At 68.3% G+C, this 17,307-nt stretch carries 15 protein-coding genes; 8 read left to right on the top strand and 7 right to left on the bottom strand.

Annotated elements, in window-relative coordinates; genetic code table 11:
- On the top strand, nt 1-924 hold the full coding sequence (locus AC1DSA_RS13090) for a tyrosine recombinase XerC (protein ID WP_477889776.1): 924 nt from the start codon (nt 1-3) through the stop codon (nt 922-924).
- Here the strand turns inward: AC1DSA_RS13090 and AC1DSA_RS13085 are convergent.
- The 7 genes from AC1DSA_RS13085 to AC1DSA_RS13055 form a co-directional block, all read right to left on the bottom strand.
- Nucleotides 921-2,525, bottom strand: a complete 1,605-nt coding sequence (locus AC1DSA_RS13085; RefSeq protein WP_477889774.1) for a class I adenylate-forming enzyme family protein — start codon at nt 2,523-2,525, stop codon at nt 921-923. The genes AC1DSA_RS13090 and AC1DSA_RS13085 overlap by 4 nt on opposite strands.
- Complete coding sequence (locus AC1DSA_RS13080; RefSeq protein ID WP_477889772.1) at nt 2,522-3,178, bottom strand: ATP-binding cassette domain-containing protein; 657 nt, start codon at nt 3,176-3,178, stop codon at nt 2,522-2,524. Before AC1DSA_RS13080 ends, AC1DSA_RS13085 begins: the two co-directional genes overlap by 4 nt.
- Nucleotides 3,175-3,981, bottom strand: a complete 807-nt coding sequence (locus tag AC1DSA_RS13075; RefSeq protein WP_477889770.1) for an ABC transporter ATP-binding protein — start codon at nt 3,979-3,981, stop codon at nt 3,175-3,177. The genes AC1DSA_RS13080 and AC1DSA_RS13075 overlap by 4 nt, the downstream gene beginning before the upstream one ends.
- Nucleotides 3,978-4,937, bottom strand: a complete 960-nt coding sequence (locus AC1DSA_RS13070) for a branched-chain amino acid ABC transporter permease (RefSeq protein WP_477889768.1) — start codon at nt 4,935-4,937, stop codon at nt 3,978-3,980. The genes AC1DSA_RS13075 and AC1DSA_RS13070 overlap by 4 nt, the downstream gene beginning before the upstream one ends.
- 9 nt (nt 4,938-4,946) lie before the next feature.
- On the bottom strand, nt 4,947-5,843 hold the full coding sequence (locus AC1DSA_RS13065) for a branched-chain amino acid ABC transporter permease (RefSeq protein WP_477889765.1): 897 nt from the start codon (nt 5,841-5,843) through the stop codon (nt 4,947-4,949).
- A gap of 59 nt (nt 5,844-5,902) precedes the next feature.
- On the bottom strand, nt 5,903-7,216 hold the full coding sequence (locus AC1DSA_RS13060; protein WP_477889763.1) for an ABC transporter substrate-binding protein: 1,314 nt from the start codon (nt 7,214-7,216) through the stop codon (nt 5,903-5,905).
- Between the two features lie 97 nt (nt 7,217-7,313).
- Nucleotides 7,314-9,062 (bottom strand): sensor domain-containing diguanylate cyclase, encoded by a 1,749-nt coding sequence (locus AC1DSA_RS13055; RefSeq protein WP_477889761.1) that lies wholly within the window; start codon nt 9,060-9,062, stop codon nt 7,314-7,316.
- 70 nt (nt 9,063-9,132) lie between these two features.
- On the opposite strand from AC1DSA_RS13055, the gene AC1DSA_RS13050 reads away from it, so the two are divergent.
- The 7 genes from AC1DSA_RS13050 (at nt 9,133) to mraZ (ending at nt 17,299) form a co-directional block, all read left to right on the top strand.
- Complete coding sequence (locus AC1DSA_RS13050; protein WP_477889978.1) at nt 9,133-10,317, top strand: class I SAM-dependent rRNA methyltransferase; 1,185 nt, start codon at nt 9,133-9,135, stop codon at nt 10,315-10,317.
- A gap of 59 nt (nt 10,318-10,376) precedes the next feature.
- Nucleotides 10,377-11,426, top strand: a complete 1,050-nt coding sequence (locus tag AC1DSA_RS13045) for a CobW family GTP-binding protein (protein ID WP_477889759.1) — start codon at nt 10,377-10,379, stop codon at nt 11,424-11,426.
- 283 nt (nt 11,427-11,709) lie between these two features.
- Nucleotides 11,710-12,765 (top strand): RNA polymerase-binding protein DksA, encoded by a 1,056-nt coding sequence (dksA, locus tag AC1DSA_RS13040; RefSeq protein ID WP_477889976.1) that lies wholly within the window; start codon nt 11,710-11,712, stop codon nt 12,763-12,765.
- Nucleotides 12,766-12,803: 38 nt separating this feature from the next.
- A complete protein-coding gene (locus AC1DSA_RS13035; RefSeq protein WP_477889757.1) occupies nt 12,804-14,648 on the top strand; it encodes an STAS domain-containing protein in 1,845 nt (614 codons plus the stop codon).
- A 53-nt stretch (nt 14,649-14,701) separates the two neighbouring features.
- Nucleotides 14,702-15,253, top strand: a complete 552-nt coding sequence (gene hslV / locus AC1DSA_RS13030) for an ATP-dependent protease subunit HslV (protein ID WP_477889755.1) — start codon at nt 14,702-14,704, stop codon at nt 15,251-15,253.
- 70 nt (nt 15,254-15,323) lie between these two features.
- Entirely contained in the window at nt 15,324-16,637 is a 1,314-nt protein-coding gene (gene hslU, locus AC1DSA_RS13025; RefSeq protein WP_477889753.1) for an ATP-dependent protease ATPase subunit HslU, read from the top strand.
- Nucleotides 16,638-16,870: 233 nt separating this feature from the next.
- Complete coding sequence (mraZ, locus tag AC1DSA_RS13020) at nt 16,871-17,299, top strand: division/cell wall cluster transcriptional repressor MraZ (RefSeq protein WP_477889751.1); 429 nt, start codon at nt 16,871-16,873, stop codon at nt 17,297-17,299.
- Nucleotides 17,300-17,307 lie beyond the last annotated feature (8 nt).

Below are 17,307 nucleotides of genomic sequence, written 5' to 3'. Positions count from 1 at the left end.
TTGGACGACGGGGCACTGGTCGAGCGCTACCTCGAACACGTGCGGGTCGAGAAGCGGCTCGCGGCGCGCACCGTGGAGCTGTACGCGCTGGACCTGCAGAAGCTGTCGGAGAGCGCCATCCGGGCGGAGGTCGGCCTGCTCCAGGTCCAGAACGCGCACATCCGGCGCTGGATCGCGCAGATGCATGCGGGCGGCCGCAGCGGCCGCGGCATCGGGCTGATCCTCTCCGGCTGGCGCGGCTTCTACACCTGGCTGGGCCGGGAAGGGCTGGTCAAGAGCAATCCCGTCCTCGACGTGAAGGCGCCCAAGGCGCCCAAGCCGCTGCCCAAGGCGCTGAGCGTCGACGACGCGGTGCAGCTGGCCGAATTCAGCGCCGACGAAGCGGATCCCTGGATGGAGGCGCGCGACGCGGCCATCGTCGAACTGCTTTATGGCTGCGGCCTGCGGGTGGGCGAATTGGTGGGCCTGGATGCGCAGGCGAGCGGGGCGGCCAAGGGCTGGATCGACCTGCAGGCCGGGGAGGCCCACGTGCTGGGCAAGGGCAGCAAGCGCCGCACGGTGCCGGTGGGCAGCAAGGCGATCACGGCCCTGCGGCACTGGCTGGACCTGCGCGGCGCCGCGCCGCACGCGCAGGAGCCGGCGCTGTTCCTCGGGCGGCACGGTGCGCGGCTGAGTGCCCAGGCCATCTGGCAGCGGCTGCGGCAACGCAGCCTGCAGGCGGGGCTCGCGACGCCGGTGCATCCGCACATGCTGCGCCACTCGTTCGCCAGCCACATGCTGCAGTCCAGCGGCGACCTGCGGGCGGTGCAGGAACTGCTGGGGCACGCGAACATCGGCACCACGCAGGTGTACACGCGGCTGGATTTCCAGCATCTCGCGAAAGCCTACGACGCGGCGCATCCGCGCGCCAGGCGCAAGCGTTAGGCCGCCAGCTCCCGCAGCGAGCGCTTGAGAACCTTGCCGTTCGCGTTGCGCGGCAGGGGCTCGGCCAGCCAGGTCCAGAAGTCGGGCGTCTTGTAGTCCGCCAGTTCGGTCCGGCACCGGGCCACGAGCTCGTCGCGCAGGGTGTCGGCATCGGCCATGCCGGGTGCGTAGACGAAGGCGTGGATGCGCTCGCCCAGCACGGGGCAGGGCACGCCGACGGTCGCGGCTTCCTGCACCGCGGGATGGCCCAGGAGGCAGTTCTCCACCTCCACCGAAAACACCTTGTAGCCGCCGCGGTTGATCATGTCCTTCTTGCGGTCGTGCACGTACAGGTAGCCTTCGGCATCGAGGGTGCCGATGTCGCCCGACTTCCAGTAGCCCGCGACGAAGCCGTCGCCGGTGGCCTGCGGGTTGTCCCAGTAGCGCGGCACCACCATCGGCCCGCCGATCCACACCTCGCCCGGCGTGCCCGCGGGAACCTCGCGGCCGTCGTCGTCCATCACGCGGATGTCGGCGCAGGGCAGCGGCCGGCCGACGGCTTCGAGGCGATCGGACCCCGCGGGCGTCATGGTGGCGGGCGAAGCGGTCTCCGTCGATCCGTAGGCGTTGAACAGGCGGATGCCCGGGCAAGTACGCCGCAAGCCTTCGATCGTCGCGCCCGCCATGGGCGCACCGCCGAAGCCGGCGAGGCGCAGCGAGCCGAGGTCGGTCTGCGCCAGCGTCGGCTCGCGCAGCCACAGCGCGTACATCGCCGGCACCATCAGCGTGTAGCTCACGCGCTCGCGCGCCACCAGGGCAAGGCTGCTCGCGGCCTTGAATTCGGCCAGCAGCACCACCGCCCCGCCGACGCCCGCCATCGTCAGCACGAGGGCGACCAGCCCGGTCACGTGCGAGGCCGGCACGGCCAGCAGGCCGCGCTCGCCCGGGCGCAGCCCGAGGCAGTGCCGGTAATGCAGCACCGAGTGGATCAGGTTCAGGTGCGTGAGCACCGCGCCCTTGGGCTTGCCCGTGGTGCCCGAGGTGTAGAGGATGACGGCGGCGTCGTCCTCGGCGGGCTGCGCGTCCTGGAAGGCGGTGGCGCCGCTCGCCAGCAGGTCGGCCCAGGGCAGCCACCCTTCGACTGCGGCGGCTGCTGGCAGCGCCACGCGGCGCAAAGGTTGGCCATCCTCCAGCGCGCCCGGCAAAAGCGGGACCATGGCGGCGTCGGCGATCACCAGCGAGGCGCGGCACTGGCTCAGGATGTAGGCGACCCCGGGACCCGCTTCGCGCATGCTGACCGGCACCAGCACGGCGCCCAGCCGCAGCACGGCATGGCAGGCGATGACGAACTCGGCGCGGTTGGGAGCGAGCAGCACCACGCGGTCACCGGCAGCGACACCGGCCGCGCGCAGTCCCACGGCCACGCGCGCGGCCTGATCGGCCAGCGCGCCCCAGCTCCAGCGGCGCTCGTTGTCGACTAGTGCTTCGGCAACTGGATCCTGCGCGGCCGCTTGCGCCAGCATCGCGGGCAGGTGCGCCGGCCGCTCGGCGAAGCAGCGCAGCACGCGGTCGCCGAAGTGCCGCTCGTGCCGTAGCGGCACGGGGGGCCACCCTTCTCTCATGCCGGCGCTCCCACGGACACGTTGGCACCCCGTTCGATCACGACCTCCTCGTCCAGCAGGTGCCGCGAGTGGTTCAGGTCGGACTGGCTGATCAGCACGGACAGCCCGGAGCCGCGCAGCTGGCCGACCACTTCGGACAGGCGCTGCGACAGCGCAGGGGCCACGCCTTCGAATGGTTCGTCCAGCAGCAGCACGCTGGTGCCAACGGCCAGCGCGCGCGCCAGCGCGACCAGCTTCTGCTGCCCGCCGGAGAGGAGCAGGGCCTTGCGCTCGCGCATCTCCAGCAGCTCGGGCAGGATGCCGTAGACGAAGGCCAGGCGATCGCGCACGTTCAGGCGGGGCGAGACCCACAGCGGCAGGCAGATGTTCTCCTCCACCGTGAGCTCGGGCACCAGCCCGCGGTCCTCGGGCATGTAGCCGATGCCCAGCGCCGCGCGCCGGTGGGCGGGAGCGCGCGCGAGCTCCGTGCCGGAGACCAGCAAGCGGCCGCCCAGCAGCGGCAGGTGGCCCATCACCGTTCGCATCACGGTGGTCTTGCCGGCACCGTTGCGGCCGATCAGTCCGACCATCGTGCCGGGCCGCAGGCGCAGGGTGAAGCCACGCAGCACCTCGACGTTCTGGATCGCGACGCGGGCGTTCTCGATCGAGATCATGCGGCCTCCCCCGCGACGGCGGGCGTGGAGCCGGTGACGTAGCGCTGCACGTCGGCATCCTCCAGCACGCGCTCGGGCAGTCCGTCGGCGATCACCCGGCCGCTGTAGAACGCGGCAACCCGGCTCGCATAGCGGCGGACGATGTCCATGTCGTGCTCGACGAACACCACGGTGACGGGCGAGCGGCCCTGGTGCGCCTCGATCGCGCGCACCACCGTGTCCATGACCGCGAACTTCTCGTCCGCGCTCACGCCGCTGGTGGGCTCGTCCAGCAGCAGCAGGCGGGGGTGCGCGGTCAAGGCCATGGCGATGTCGAGCAGCTTGCGCACGCCGCCGGGCAGCTCGCGCACCGGCCGCGTCGTGTGGGTGGCCAGGTCGAATTCCGCCAGCAGCTGCTCGCAGCGCGCCAGCGATTCGCCATCGCGTGCCGGCTTCAGGAAGTGCCGGTGCGCGCGGCTGCAGTGCAGGGCGGTGAGCATGTTCTCCAGCACCGTCATGTGCAGGCACAGCTGCGGGATCTGGAAGGAGCGGGCGACGCCGCGCCGCGTGATCTCGCGCGGCGAGCGCCGCGTGATGTCCTCGCCGGCCAGCAGGATGCTGCCGGCGCTCGGCTTCAGGTAACCGGTCACCATGTTGACGAACGTGGTCTTGCCGGCGCCATTGCTGCCGATCAGGCACAGCCGCTCGCCGGCCGCAACGTCGATGTTGATGTCCGACGCGGCGACGACGGCGCCGAACGTGCGCTGCAGGTTGCGTGCCGAGAGAACGGGCGCGGCGGGATCGTGCAGGGCGGCCGCCATCATGCCGGCTTCCCCGGCAGCCAGCGCCGGCGCGCGAGCAGCGAACCCAGGCCGTCGGGCAGGAAGCGGATCACCAGCAGCAGGAACAGGCCCAGGGCCAGCTGCCAGGTGTTGGGGAAATAGGCGCTGGAGAAGGAACGCACCAGCTCCAGCAGCAGGGAGCTCGCGAACACCGCGACGACGCTGTGGTGGCCCGCCAGGATCGCCACGAACACGAACTCACCCGAAGTGGTCCAGTAGCTGAAGTTCGGGTCGATGTGGCCCAGCGCCAGCACGCCGAGTGCGCCGCCGACGCCGCCCAGCGCCGCGGCGATCACGTAGTTCCAGGCGACGATGTCGGCGACCGAGGTGCCGAGGTATTCCACCCGCAGCTCGTTGTCGCGCACGCCCAGCGACAGCAGGCCGCGCTGCGAATCGCAGTAGATGCGCACGAGGCCGGTGAGCAGGCAGACGATGCCGGCCGTCACGGCCCAGAGCAGGTAATGCGCGGTGGCATCGGGCGCCTTCCAGCCGAACAGCGTCGGGCGCGACACGTTGAAGCCGTCCGAGCCGCCCAGCGTCTCGGTCTTCATGAGCAATCCGTACAGCACCATCGACAGGGCCAGCGTGAGCATGGCGAAGAAGATGCCGCGGTAGCGCGCGAGCAGCGGCGCGAAGGGCGCGGCAACGAGGCAGCCGGCTGCGCCGCCCAGCAGGCTGAGCAGCAGGATGTCCGTCACTCCCGCCTTGTTGAACAGCAAGGCCGCCGCGTAGCCGCCGGCGGCGAACACGAGGCCCTGCCCGAACGGCACGACGCCGCTGCGCATCATCACCACGATGCCCAGCGACACCAGCCCATTGGCCAGTGCCAGGGTCGCGAGCGAGGTGAGCCAGCGCGGCGTGATCCATCCGGCCACGAGCAGCAGCACGAAGCCGCCGGCCGTGGCCAGCAGCGTGCGGTGGAGGGCATTGGCAGGCAAGGCGGTCCTTCAGATCTTGCGGGCCTGCACCCGCTGGAACACGCCTTCGGGACGGAACACCAGGATGATGGCCATGACGATGTAGATGCTGAACAGCTCCGCGGCCGGCCACAGGTGCACCGAGGCCGCGCGGGCGAGCCCGACCACGATGGCGCCGAGCGCCGCGCCCTCGATGCTGCCGAGCCCGCCGATGATCACGACCGCGAAACTGACGATGATCACGCCGACCGACAACCCCGGCTGCACCGAGATCATGGGCGCGGTGAGCGCGCCGCCCAGCGCCGCGAGGAACACGCCGGCGACGAAGGCGTACGTGTACACGCGCGAGACGTTGACGCCCATGCTCGCGGCGATCTCGGCGTTGTGGATCACGGCCGTGACGATCTTGCCCTGGCGCGTGCGATTGAGCACCCACCAGCTCAAGCCGCCGGCCAGCAGCGCCACGAACACCAGCATGAGGTCGTAGCCGGCGTAGTTGATCGGGCCGACCTGCAGGTTGCCGAAGGCCTGGTAGGTGTCGGAGGCGTAGTAGGGATTCACGCCCCACAGCAGCTTGGTCACGTCTTCGAGGATCAGGAACAGCGCGTAGGTGACCAGCACCAGCAGCACCTCGTCGCGCTGGTAGAACATGCGCAGCAGCCCCCGCTCCGTGAGCGGTGCCAGCACCGCCGCGACGCCCGCCGCCGCCAGCACCAGCGCGACGACGCTCAGCGCCGGCGAGAACTTCAGCGAGATCAGCCAGGCGACCAGGCTCGCGCCCGCGTAGGCGCCCACGGCGTAGAAGCTGCCGTGCGCGATGTTCAGGATCTTGAGGACGCCGAACACCAGCGTGAGGCCCAGCGCGACGATGAACAGCCACGCCGCGTAGGTGAGCCCGTCGAACAGGATCGTGAGAACCAGCGACAAGTGAGCTCCGCCCTACGCGTCGGGATGCAAGGCCTGGCCGGCGACGGGGCCGGCCGCCTTCAGCACTTCGCGCCCGGCATGCCGGCCTTCAGCCAGTCCTCGCTCTTCATGTTCGCGGGCGGATTGACGCACTCGGCGGGAAAGCGCTGGATGTCCTCGAGCAGCACCATCTTCTTGCCCGCGTCCCAGCGGGTGCGGCCGATGGCGGTCTCCTGGATCGCCTGGTGCCCATCGCCCAGCGCCATGCGGATGGGGCCCGCGGGCGATTCCCAGGTGCTGCCCGTCAGCGCGGCGGCCAACTGCTCCGCCGTCGGCTTCTTGCCGCCATTGGCCGCCATCGCCTTTTCAGCCGCGAGCTTCAGGCCCAGCATCGCCTGCACCATGCGGTAGGGCGCCTGCACCGGATAGACGTTGTAGGCCTTGGAGTAGAGGTCCCACCACCAGTCGTTCAGCGCCGACTTCGGGGACATGAGCCCATAGGCGCCGCGGGCGCCGAGGATCGCGCCGTTGGGCATCTTCTCGCCCAGGCTCGGGAGCACGTGGTCGGCTGCCGAGAACACAGGGGTCTGCTTGGCGAACACGCCGCGCGCGCCCGCCTGGAGGATGAAGGCCTGCAGGTCGCCTCCCCAGAGGCTGGAGTGCAGGATGTCCGCCGGCTTGGACTGCAGCGCGGAGACCTCGGTGCCGTACTGGCCGGCGCCGAACTTGGGCAGCAGGTCGGCATCGACCTTGGCGTCCTTGTAGAGGTTCGCCATCGCCAGGGTGAAGTCCTTCTTGCTGTCCTGTCCCCAGGCGTAGTCCTGGTTGATCATGTTGTAGCGCTCGACCTTCACGTTGCGCGACTTCAGGTAGCGCGCGAGCGCCACGTTGTCCATGGTGGCGTGGGCGGCGGTGCGGAACACGTAGCTGTACTTGCCGTCCTCGAAGATGCGCGGGGTTCCGCAGTCGTAGAGGATCAGGAACTTCTTCATTTCCTCGGCGACCGGCGCCACCGCAAGGCAGTCGCCCGAGCCGACATAGCCGACCACCGCATCCACCTTCTCGCGCTCGTACAGGTTGCGCAGTTCCTGCACCTGCTTGGTGGCGCCGCCGTTCTCGTCGACGTAGACCGCCTCGATCTTCATGCCACCGAAGCCGACCTTGTTGTACGGAGCGGGCGCGGCGCCCTTGTTGAAGGCATCGACCAGCACCTTGGCCCCGTTGACCGCGGGCACGCCGAAGCTCTCGGCCGCCTGGCCGGACAGGAAGCTCACGATGCCGATCTTGAAGGTCTCCTGCGCCAGGGCCGGTGCGCACGCGACCGTCACTGCGGCGGCGGCGCAGGCCGTGCGCCAGCAACGCGGGACGAGGCCAGAGCGGGATGGGGTGGTCATGCGGAGATCTCCTGGTTGGACGCGATGCGGATGCGACGAAGCAGGTTGTCGCACCCGGGTCCGGGACCAGGACTCGGTACTTACCCGAGGGATGTCGTCAGGGCGTCAGCGCGGCCGGCGCGGTATTGGAGCGCGACAGCATGAACACGGCGCGGCGGCTGTCCGCCGGCGCGCTGGCAAGCAGCATCTCCAGCCGTCCGATCAGCTGCGAGGGATCGTTGCCGTCCATGGGGATCAGCGCCTGCGCCACGCGCACGTGGGCGGACCACTCCAGCGGCCGGCCCTTGAACGGCATCAGGCAGCGCGCCACGATGCGCGGCCCGGCCTCGGCGACTTCGTCGGCATGCAAGGGTCCTTCCAGCAGGATGCCGAAGCGGTGCTCCGACAGGCGCGCGACGGTGTCGATCTCGCGCGCCACCGACAGCAGGCGGCCCGCGACGCGCAGCGTGAGTTCGCGTGCCGAGTCGGAGTCGAACTGGCGCCGGATCTGGTCGATGTTGCCGACGTCCACCAGCAGCATGGCGCTGCGGAACTTCAGGCGTTGCGAACGGGCGATCAACCGCACCAGCCGTTCGTGGAACACCGCGGCGTTGATCAGGCCGGTGGCCGGGTCGATGCGGTCCAGGCCCTGGATCCGTCGCACGTGCTCGCGCCGGTGCTGGCTGCGCATGGCCAGCACGATCAGCAGGATGGGCAGTTCCGCCGCGATGGCGAACTGCATGCCATGCGTGGTCCAGGTGCTGATGGGGATCAGGCCGGCGGCCCGCGCGATGGGGAACAGGGCGCCGATGGCCACCGGCGAGGAGCCCACGAGCAGCCAGGGCGCGTAGCGGTCGCCGCGCAGCGTCGCCCAGATCACCACGCCCAGGCCGGCGGCCGTGGCCGCGAGGAAGTAGATGATGATCAGCTGCAGCCGCTCCATCACGTTCGGCGTGAGCATCAGGTAGATCGCCAGCGGCACGGACACGAACGCGCCCACCACCAGGATCCGGTAGAACATGCGCGATCGTTCCCGCAGCGACACCACCTCGGCGAAGAACAGCTGCAGCGACGCGATGGCGAACAGCGGCATCACCTGCGGTGCCATGTTGTTCCACCACGGCACGTCGCCCCACAGGTGCAAGCCGGCGAGGCCCGTGATGGTCGCCTGGGTCAGCGCCATCAGGACGGCGGAAATCGAATAGAGGACGTAGCCCTGGTCCTGCAGGGTGACCGCGCCGGTCACCGACAGCATCACCGCCAGCACCACGAGCCCGAAGTAGATGCCCAGTGCGAGCGAGATGCCCTGTTCGGTGCGGCCCATGTAGCTGTCGCTCACGAACTGCAGGGGTGCGCCGAAGATCGTTCCGTTCTGGATGCGCAGCAGGTGAACGCGGGGTTCCTGCGGCGACACCGACACCGGCATGATCGGGTGGCGGTGGGGCAGGGGCCAGTCGCTGATCGCGATGGTGTCGCCGGCGGAACGCTCGGTCCATTCACCGGCGGCGTTCTGCACGAACAGCGTGACCCGGTCCACGCCAGGGTAGGGCACCTCCAGGTACCAGCGCTCCGCCGTGGGCGCGGGAGGTGCCGTGAACCGGATCCAGAGCGCCTGGCCCTTGTCGAGCTTGTAGATTTCGTTGTCGCTGGTGGGGTGCCAGCGGATGCCGCCGTCGCGTGCCACGTCCTTCACGCTGGCCTTGCCGCTGTCGTCGACCCAGGCATCGCCCCCGTCGTGCAGCATCACGGGCTGCCGGCCGGTGTCGAAACGGAGCACCTCGCGCGCGGCGGCTTCCCCGGCAAGCACGAGCGTCGCCAGGGAAAGCACCGCGGCTGCGATCCAGCGCATCCGTGCGAACCAGGCCATCCGGCGTTCTCCTTGACTGCCAATCCTGTTGCACATTCTTACGGGTTCGGCCCCGCCCGACAATAGGGACATGAAAATGATCCGATTGCGGGAAGGCCGGGAGCGCTCACTGTTGCGTCGGCACCCATGGGTGTTCGATTCGGCGGTGGCCAGAGGGGGGGCGGACGCCGGGGAGACGGTGCGGGTGGAGGCCCATGACGGCCGTTTCCTGGCCTGGGCCGCCTTCAGCCCGGCCTCCAAGATCCGGGCGCGCGCGTGGGGCTTCGACGAGGACCAGCGCATCGATGCGGCCTTCTTAGGCAACCGGCTAGCACAGGCCGTGGCCCTACGCGGGCGTCTTAAGGTTCCCAGCGAGGGCGCGCGGCTGGTCCACGGCGAGTCCGACGGGCTGCCCGGCTTCGTGGTCGACCGCTACGGCGACACGCTGGTCGCGCAGTTCCTGTCCGCCGGAGCCGAACGCTGGAAGAAAGTCCTGGCCGATTCCCTGCTGTCTGTGACCGGCCTGCAACGGCTTTATGAACGATCGGACGCCAGCTCGCGAGGGCTCGAGGGTTTGCCCGAAGCAACCGGCTGGCTGCGGGGCGAGGGTCCGACCGAGCTCACCATCGCCGAGCACGGCTGGAGGTTCGGCCTGGACATCGCCGGCGGCCACAAGACCGGCTTCTACCTGGACCAACGGGACAGCCGCGCGCGCTTTGCCGAGTGGGTCCGTCGGCTGGGTGCGCAGCGCGTGCTCAACTGCTACTGCTACACCGGCGGCTTCAGCGTGGCGGCCTTGGCGGGTGGGGCCACGGAGCTGTGCTCCATCGATTCGTCCGCTCCGGCCCTGGAACGCGCCCGTGCGAACGTGGCGCTCAACGGCTTCGACGCCGGCCGCGCCGAATTCCTCGATGCGGACGTGAATGCCAGCCTGCGCCGCTTCGGCGAATCGGGCCGCAGCTTCGACGCGATCGTGCTGGATCCGCCCAAGCTGGCGCCGACCGTTGCGCATGCGGAAAAGGCGGCTCGCGCGTACAAGGACATCAACCGGCTCGCGCTCAAGTTGCTGGCGCCTGGCGGCGTGCTCTTCACCTTCTCGTGCTCCGGTGGCATCTCGGCAGACCTGTTCCACAAGATCGTGGCCTCCGCGGGCACCGATGCGGGCGTCGACGGGTACATCGCCGATCGTCTCGGCGCGGCGCCCGACCATTCGATGACGCTGGCGTTTCCGGAGGGCGAATACCTCAAGGGCCTGGTGGTGATCCGCAAGGCTTGAGGCGTGCACCGCACGCCCCATGTTTCCTTCTTAAACTATCCGGTTCCCCAGGAGTTTTCATGAGCCTCATCCCCGCCACCATCCTCACCGGCTTCCTCGGTTCCGGCAAGACGACCCTGCTCAAGCGCGTGCTGAGCGAAGCCCATGGCCAGAAGATCGCCGTGATCGAGAACGAGTTCGGCGAGGAGAACATCGACAACGACATCCTGGTGAGCGACACGAAGGAGCAAATCGTCCAGATGAGCAACGGCTGCATCTGCTGCACGATCCGCGAGGACCTGCGCGAGGCGCTGCAGCTGCTCGCCGCCAAGAAGCGCAAGGGCTTGCTGGATTTCGACCGCGTGGTGATCGAGACCACCGGCCTGGCCGACCCCGGCCCGGTGGCGCAGACCTTCTTCATGGACGACGAGATCGCCGAAAGCTACCTGCTGGACTCGATCCTGACCCTGGTGGATGCCAAGCATGCGGACTGGCAGCTGGACGACCGCCAGGAAGCGCGCCGGCAGGTGGGCTTTGCCGACCAGATCTTCATCAGCAAGACCGACCTGGTCGGCAAGGATGAGGTGGATGCCCTGGCCCACCGCCTCAAGCACATGAACCCGCGCGCGCCGCAGCAGGCGGTGCACTTCGGGGACGTGCCGATCAAGGACGTCTTCGACCTGCGGGGCTTCAACCTCAACGCCAAGCTCGACATCGACCCGGACTTCCTGAAGGAGGACGAGGACGAGCACGGCCACGCCCATGGCGACCACCACGACCATGACCATGAGCACGGCGAGCACTGCGACCATCCCCACCACCATGCCCACGACGACGACGTCAAGAGCTTCGTGTTCCGGTCGGACCGCGCGTTCGACCCGATGAAGCTGGAGGATTTCCTGGGGGCGATCGTCAACATCTACGGGCCGCGCATGCTGCGCTACAAGGGGGTGCTGCACATGAAGGGCACCGAGCGCAAGGTGATCTTCCAGGGCGTGCACCAGCTGATGGGAAGCGACCTGGGCCCCCAGTGGGCGGAGGGCGAACCGCGCACCAACAAGATGGTCTTCATCGGCATCGACCTTCCCAAGGACATCCTTTTGCAGGGGCTCGAGCAGTGCCTTGTCTGACGCGGCGCCGCGGCGTGGTCTGAGCCGTCCCGCCGAGAGAGGCGCGTTACGCTGGCGCCCTTTGCAAACCCGCGCCATGTTTGTCTCGCTTCCGCAACTCACGGAATCTCCCCCGCGCAGGGTGGAGGGCGAGCGCGCCAACGAAAAGGAGGTCCACGGCCGTGCAGAGCCCTTAACTCAGGGTATAAATCGCGGTCATGACGGCGCCCCACCAACAACGACAGGCAGGAATGCAGGCACGGATCTGCATGCCGCCAGCGCCGACAACGCGAGGAGACGGGAAGTGAAGGCTCAGCCCAAGGTCGCTGCCAAAACGAAGAAACCTGCGGCCAAAGCCAAGGTCACGGCCAAGTCTTCCAAGCCGGTCAAGGCGGCGAAACCGGCCGCCAAGGTGCCGGCGAAGAAGGCGCCGGCCAAGTCGGCCGCCAAGCCCGTCGCGAAAAAAACAAGCAAGCCGGTGAAGCCGGCCAGCCGGCCGGCCGCAAAAGCGGCAGCCAAGGCCCCGGCGAAGGCGCCGGCCAAGTCCGCAGTCAAGGCAGCTCCCAAGGCCGCCAAGACCACCGCGGGCAAGGTCGTCGGCGCCGTGGCCAAGGCCGTGGTGTCCGGCGCCAAGGCGGTCGTTGCCGCCGCCAAGAAAATTCCTGCCAAGGCGAGCCCGGCCCCCACGAAGGCCGCCCCCGCCAAGGCATCCCCTCCACCCGCGGCACCCGCACCCATGCGGCCGGCCCCTGGGAGTGCGCAGTCCCCGAAGCAGGCTCAGCCCGCTCCCCGGTTCGCGCAATCCCCGGTCGCCCCGGCCCCCGGCGCATTCGGGTCCGCAAAGGCAACCTACACCCCCATGGCAACCCAATCCGTACTGACGCCCCCGCCCGTTGTGGCCATCAAGAAGGACCCGAAGCTCGCGAACAACTGGAAGACGAAGTCCGCCGAGGAACTGTCGGACGCCGAAGTCCTGGCGATGGCGGATTCGGAGTACATGAACGAGAAGCAGATGGCGTTCTTCCGCCTGAAGCTGCTGCAGCTGAAACAGGAAATCCTCAACAGCGCCGGCGAGACGACCGAGCACCTGCGAGAGGACACCGTGATCGTTCCCGATCCCGCGGACCGCGCGACGATCGAGGAGGAGCACGCCCTGGAACTGCGCACCCGCGACCGCGAGCGCAAGCTGCTGAAAAAGATCGAACAGTCGATCGCCCGCATCGATGCGGGTGACTACGGTTATTGCGACGAGACCGGCGAGCCCATCGGCGTCGGTCGCCTGCTCGCCCGTCCCACCGCGACGCTGTCGCTCGAGGCGCAGCAGCGCCGGGAGCTCAAGCAGAAGATGTTCGGCGACTGAACCCGGTCCGCGTCGCGCCCGCAGTACTTCTGCCATCCATGAGCCAGAAAGACGATTCCGCACCCGGTGGCCTGCTGTCGCGGGTGGTGCGGTTCGTGCGCAATCCCAGCAGCGGATTCAGCGAGAACGAAGGCGGCGACGCCGACCGCGAGAGCTCGTACTCCAAGCAGATGCTCAAGGAGATGATCGAGCGCAAGCGGCGCAACGATTTCGTCCGCAAGCGCGAGTTCGACATGCTGCGCAAGATGCGCCGCAGCGAGGTGCTCGCCGGCCAGGACCCGGGACTGCGGCCGTCCTTCTTCCAGAGCTCGATGCCGTCCAAGCCGGACGACCGCGCGACGACGCTCAAGAAGATCGACGAGATCGAAGCGCAGATGTCCATGCAGTGGTGGAAGACCAAGCATGGCGGGCAGTCGCAGCAGCCTGGAAGCAGCAGCTTCCCGGTGTCCGCCCACGTCACGCCGGAAGCCATGCGCGGCAACGGCCTGCCGCCCGGCGCCAGCAGCTACTCGCGCACGGCCGCAGGTGGCCTCACGGCACATGAAGCCACCGCGCCGTCCCCGCCCACCTTGGGCGACGCGCCGCAGGAAGCGTCCACGCAGGCGCTCGGCCTGGTGCCACCGCACGCGCCCTCGGTGCACGACGGCGCACGCATCCCTTCTTCGTTCGCCTCCGAAGTCCCGTCCAGCCTGGCCGAAAGTGCATCCGCAGGAACGCCGAGCGTGCCCAGCGGGCCGAGCAGCTTCTCGCAGTCCAAGCAGTTCGCGATCCAGGTCGAGGAGTTCGTGCACGACCCCGAACTCGAGGAGGCCTCCATCCGCTTTGCCAACGGCGACGATGAAGGCGCCGAGGCCGGCCTGATGGAAGTGCTCGCGCCGAACGGTTCGCGCGTGAACCACGACGAGACCTGGCTCACTCTGTTCGACCTGTACCGTGCCGCCGGCAAGCAGGACCGCTTCGAGAGCGCCGCCATCGATTTCGCCGGCCGCTTCGGCCGGTCGGCGCCGCAGTGGTTCTCCATGCCCGAGATCGTGAGCCGCATGAGCCAGCCCGCCCCCAGCGCTGCGCCCGGGCAGAACGCGGCCGACTGGAACTGCCCCGCCGTCTTCGGCACGCAGACGGCCGCGGCGCTGAACGCCGCGCTGGGCAAGGCCACGCAGCCGTACAAGCTGAACTGGACCAAGCTGACCTCGGTCGTCGAGGGCGCCGTGGAGCCGCTGACCAAGCTGTTCACCCAGTGGGCCGGGCAGAACGTCCAGCTGCGCTTCATCGGCGCGGACGCGCTGGAGAAGGTCCTGCGCGACGCCACGCCCTCCAGCGACCGCGGCGTCAATCCGGCCTGGTGGAAGCTGCGCATGGAAGTGCTGCGCGTGATGCACCGGCCCGACGAATTCGAGCTCGCCGCACTGGACTACTGCGTCACTTACGAGGTGTCCCCGCCGTCCTGGGACAGCGCCCGATGCGACTACAAGGCGCTGCAGCCCGATGGCAGCGTCGCCACCCGCAACACCATCGTCGGCGAGGCGTTCCGGGATTCCGTCGTGTCGAGCATGATGACCTACGGCGACTCGCAGATGCCGGCGATGAGCTCGCAGCTCTCCAGCGTCGCGACCGTGGAACTGTCCGGGCAGATCCTCGGCGACGGCAAGGAAGCGATCGAACTGCTCGACGCCAGGCTGGCCGACGCGGACATCATGATCATCTCGTGCGCGCGGCTGATCCGCATCGACTTCACCGCGGCCGGCACCGTGCTCAACTGGGTGACGGCGCGCGAGGCCGAGGGACGGCAGCTGCAGTTCTCCGACGTGCACCGCCTGGTGGCGGCGTTCTTCAACGTCATCGGCATCAGCGAGCACGCGCGGATTACCATCCGCAACGAGTAGCGCCCGACCCGGTTCTTGCATTCGGGGGCGCTCACCCCAAGCTGCAAGGACATATGGAACAGTTTCACGGCACGACCATCGTCAGCGTCCGGCGCCAGGGCGCCGATGGCCGCTGGCAAGTCGCCATTGGCGGCGACGGCCAGGTCACCCTGGGCAACATCGTCGTCAAGGGCACGGCGCGCAAGGTGCGCAAGCTTTACCACGACAAGGTGCTGGCGGGATTCGCCGGCGCCACGGCGGACGCCTTCACGCTGTTCGAGCGCTTCGAGGGCAAGCTGGAAAAGCACCAGGGCCACCTGGTTCGCGCCGCCATCGAGCTCACCAAGGACTGGCGCACCGACCGCGTGCTGCGCCGGCTGGAGGCGATGCTCGCGGTGGCCGATCGCGAATCGTCTCTGATCATCACCGGCAATGGCGACGTGCTGGAGCCGGAGCAGGGCATCGTCGCCATCGGTTCCGGCGGCGGGTTCGCCCAGGCCGCGGCGAAGGCGCTGCTGGACTCCACCGAGCTCGGTGCCCGCGACATCGTCAAGAAGTCGCTGGAGATCGCCGGCGAGATCTGCATCTACACCAACATGAACCACACGATCGAGGTGCTGGAATGAAGCGCGCCGCACGGCCACCCGAAGGGGCGGCGGAGCAGGTCGCCAGGCGACCTGTCCAGGGGGAGGACGCATGAGTTCCATGACGCCGCAGGAGATCGTCTCCGAGCTCGATCGGCATATCGTTGGGCAGAAGGACGCCAAGCGCGCGGTCGCCATCGCGCTGCGCAACCGCTGGCGCCGGCAGCAGGTCGAGGAAAAGCTGCGCCAGGAGATCACGCCCAAGAACATCCTGATGATCGGCCCCACCGGCGTGGGCAAGACCGAGATCGCACGGCGCCTGGCCAAGCTGGCGGACGCGCCCTTCATCAAGGTGGAAGCGACCAAGTTCACCGAGGTGGGCTACGTCGGCAAGGACGTCGATTCCATCGTGCGCGACCTGGCCGAGATGGCGGTCAAGCAGACCCGCACCTCGGAAATGAAGAAGGTGCGTGCGCGCGCGCAGGACGCGGCCGAGGATCGCATCCTCGACGTGCTGATTCCGCCGGCGCGCGGCGAGGAGGCGGGCGACAGCACGGCGCGCCAGGTGTTCCGCAAGAAGCTGCGCCAGGGCGAGCTCGATGACAAGGACATCGAGATCGAGGTCGCCGAGCAGAAGCCGCAGCTCGAGGTGATGGGTCCGCCCGGCATGGAGGACATGACGGAGCAGCTCAAGGGACTGTTCTCGCAGTTCGGCGGCGCGCGGCGCAAGTCGCGCAAGCTGAAGATCGCCGAGGCCTTGAAGCTCCTCATCGACGAAGAGGCGGCGGGACTGGTCAACGAGGACGAGATCAAGGCCGTCGCGATCCAGAGCGCGGAGCAGAACGGCATCGTCTTCATCGACGAGATCGACAAGGTGACGTCGCGCAGCGAAGGCTCCGGTGCCGAGGTCTCGCGCCAGGGCGTGCAGCGCGACCTGCTGCCGCTGGTGGAAGGCACCACGGTGTCCACCAAGTACGGGCCGATCCGGACCGACCACATCCTGTTCATCGCCAGCGGCGCGTTCCATCTCTCCAAGCCGAGCGACCTCATTCCCGAACTGCAGGGACGCTTTCCCATCCGCGTGGAGTTGTCCTCGCTGTCGGTGCAGGACTTCGAGGCGATTCTGACCAGCACCCATGCGTCGCTGGTCAAGCAGTACCAGGCGCTGCTGGCGACCGAGAAGGTGGAATTGAAGTTCACCCCCGAGGGCATCACCCGGCTGGCGCAGATCGCCTGCGACGTGAATGAGCGCACCGAGAACATCGGCGCGCGGCGGCTCTCCACCGTGATGGAGCGGCTGCTCGACGAGGTGAGCTTCGACGCGGCCCGGCTCGAAGGCCAGTCCGTGACGGTGGATGCCCCCTACGTCGACGCCAGGCTGAAAGAACTCAGCCGCGACGAGGACCTTTCGCGCTACATCCTCTGATGCCGCTCACGCAACACATGCAGAGCACCACGTAAGTGCTTGCTTTAGAACGATTTTCGGAGGCCGCGCGCCTCCGAAAACGCTTCTAAGTGCTTGATTTCATTGCGAAAAAGTAGGCGCGCCCATTGCGCCTCAGCGTTTTCCTGCTACAGTGCAAAAAAGTGCAATGAAGTGGTGGAGAGTGGGATAACTCTCCATACTCAGCGCATCCACCGTAGTGAGGGCTGACCAAAGTGTTCCAGGGCGCGTCGTCGCTGAGTCTCGATGCCAAGGGGCGGCTCTCCATGCCGACCCGGCATCGCGACGCCCTGGGCGTCAACGGCGGCAGCCAGCTGACGATCACCAAGCACCCGCACGGCTGCCTCATGATTTTTCCGCGGCCCGAGTGGGAAAAATTTCGTGAACGCATCGCCCAGCTCCCCATGTCGGCGCAGTGGTGGAAGAGAATCTTCCTGGGCAACGCCATGGACGTGGAGCTGGATGGAACCGGCCGCATCCTGGTGTCGCCGGAGTTGCGAGCCGCGGCGGGCATCGAGAAGGAAACGATGCTGCTGGGCATGGGCAACCACTTTGAACTTTGGGACAAGGCGACTTACGAGGCCAAGGAGGCCGAGGCAATGCGTGGCGAGATGCCCGAGGCCTTCCAGGACTTTTCATTCTGAAGGCAAGT

This window comes from Ramlibacter sp. P4_H7 (assembly GCF_056400765.1).
The sequence above is the reverse complement of the archived record's forward strand: the minus strand, read 5'-3'. Positions and strand labels throughout refer to the sequence as shown.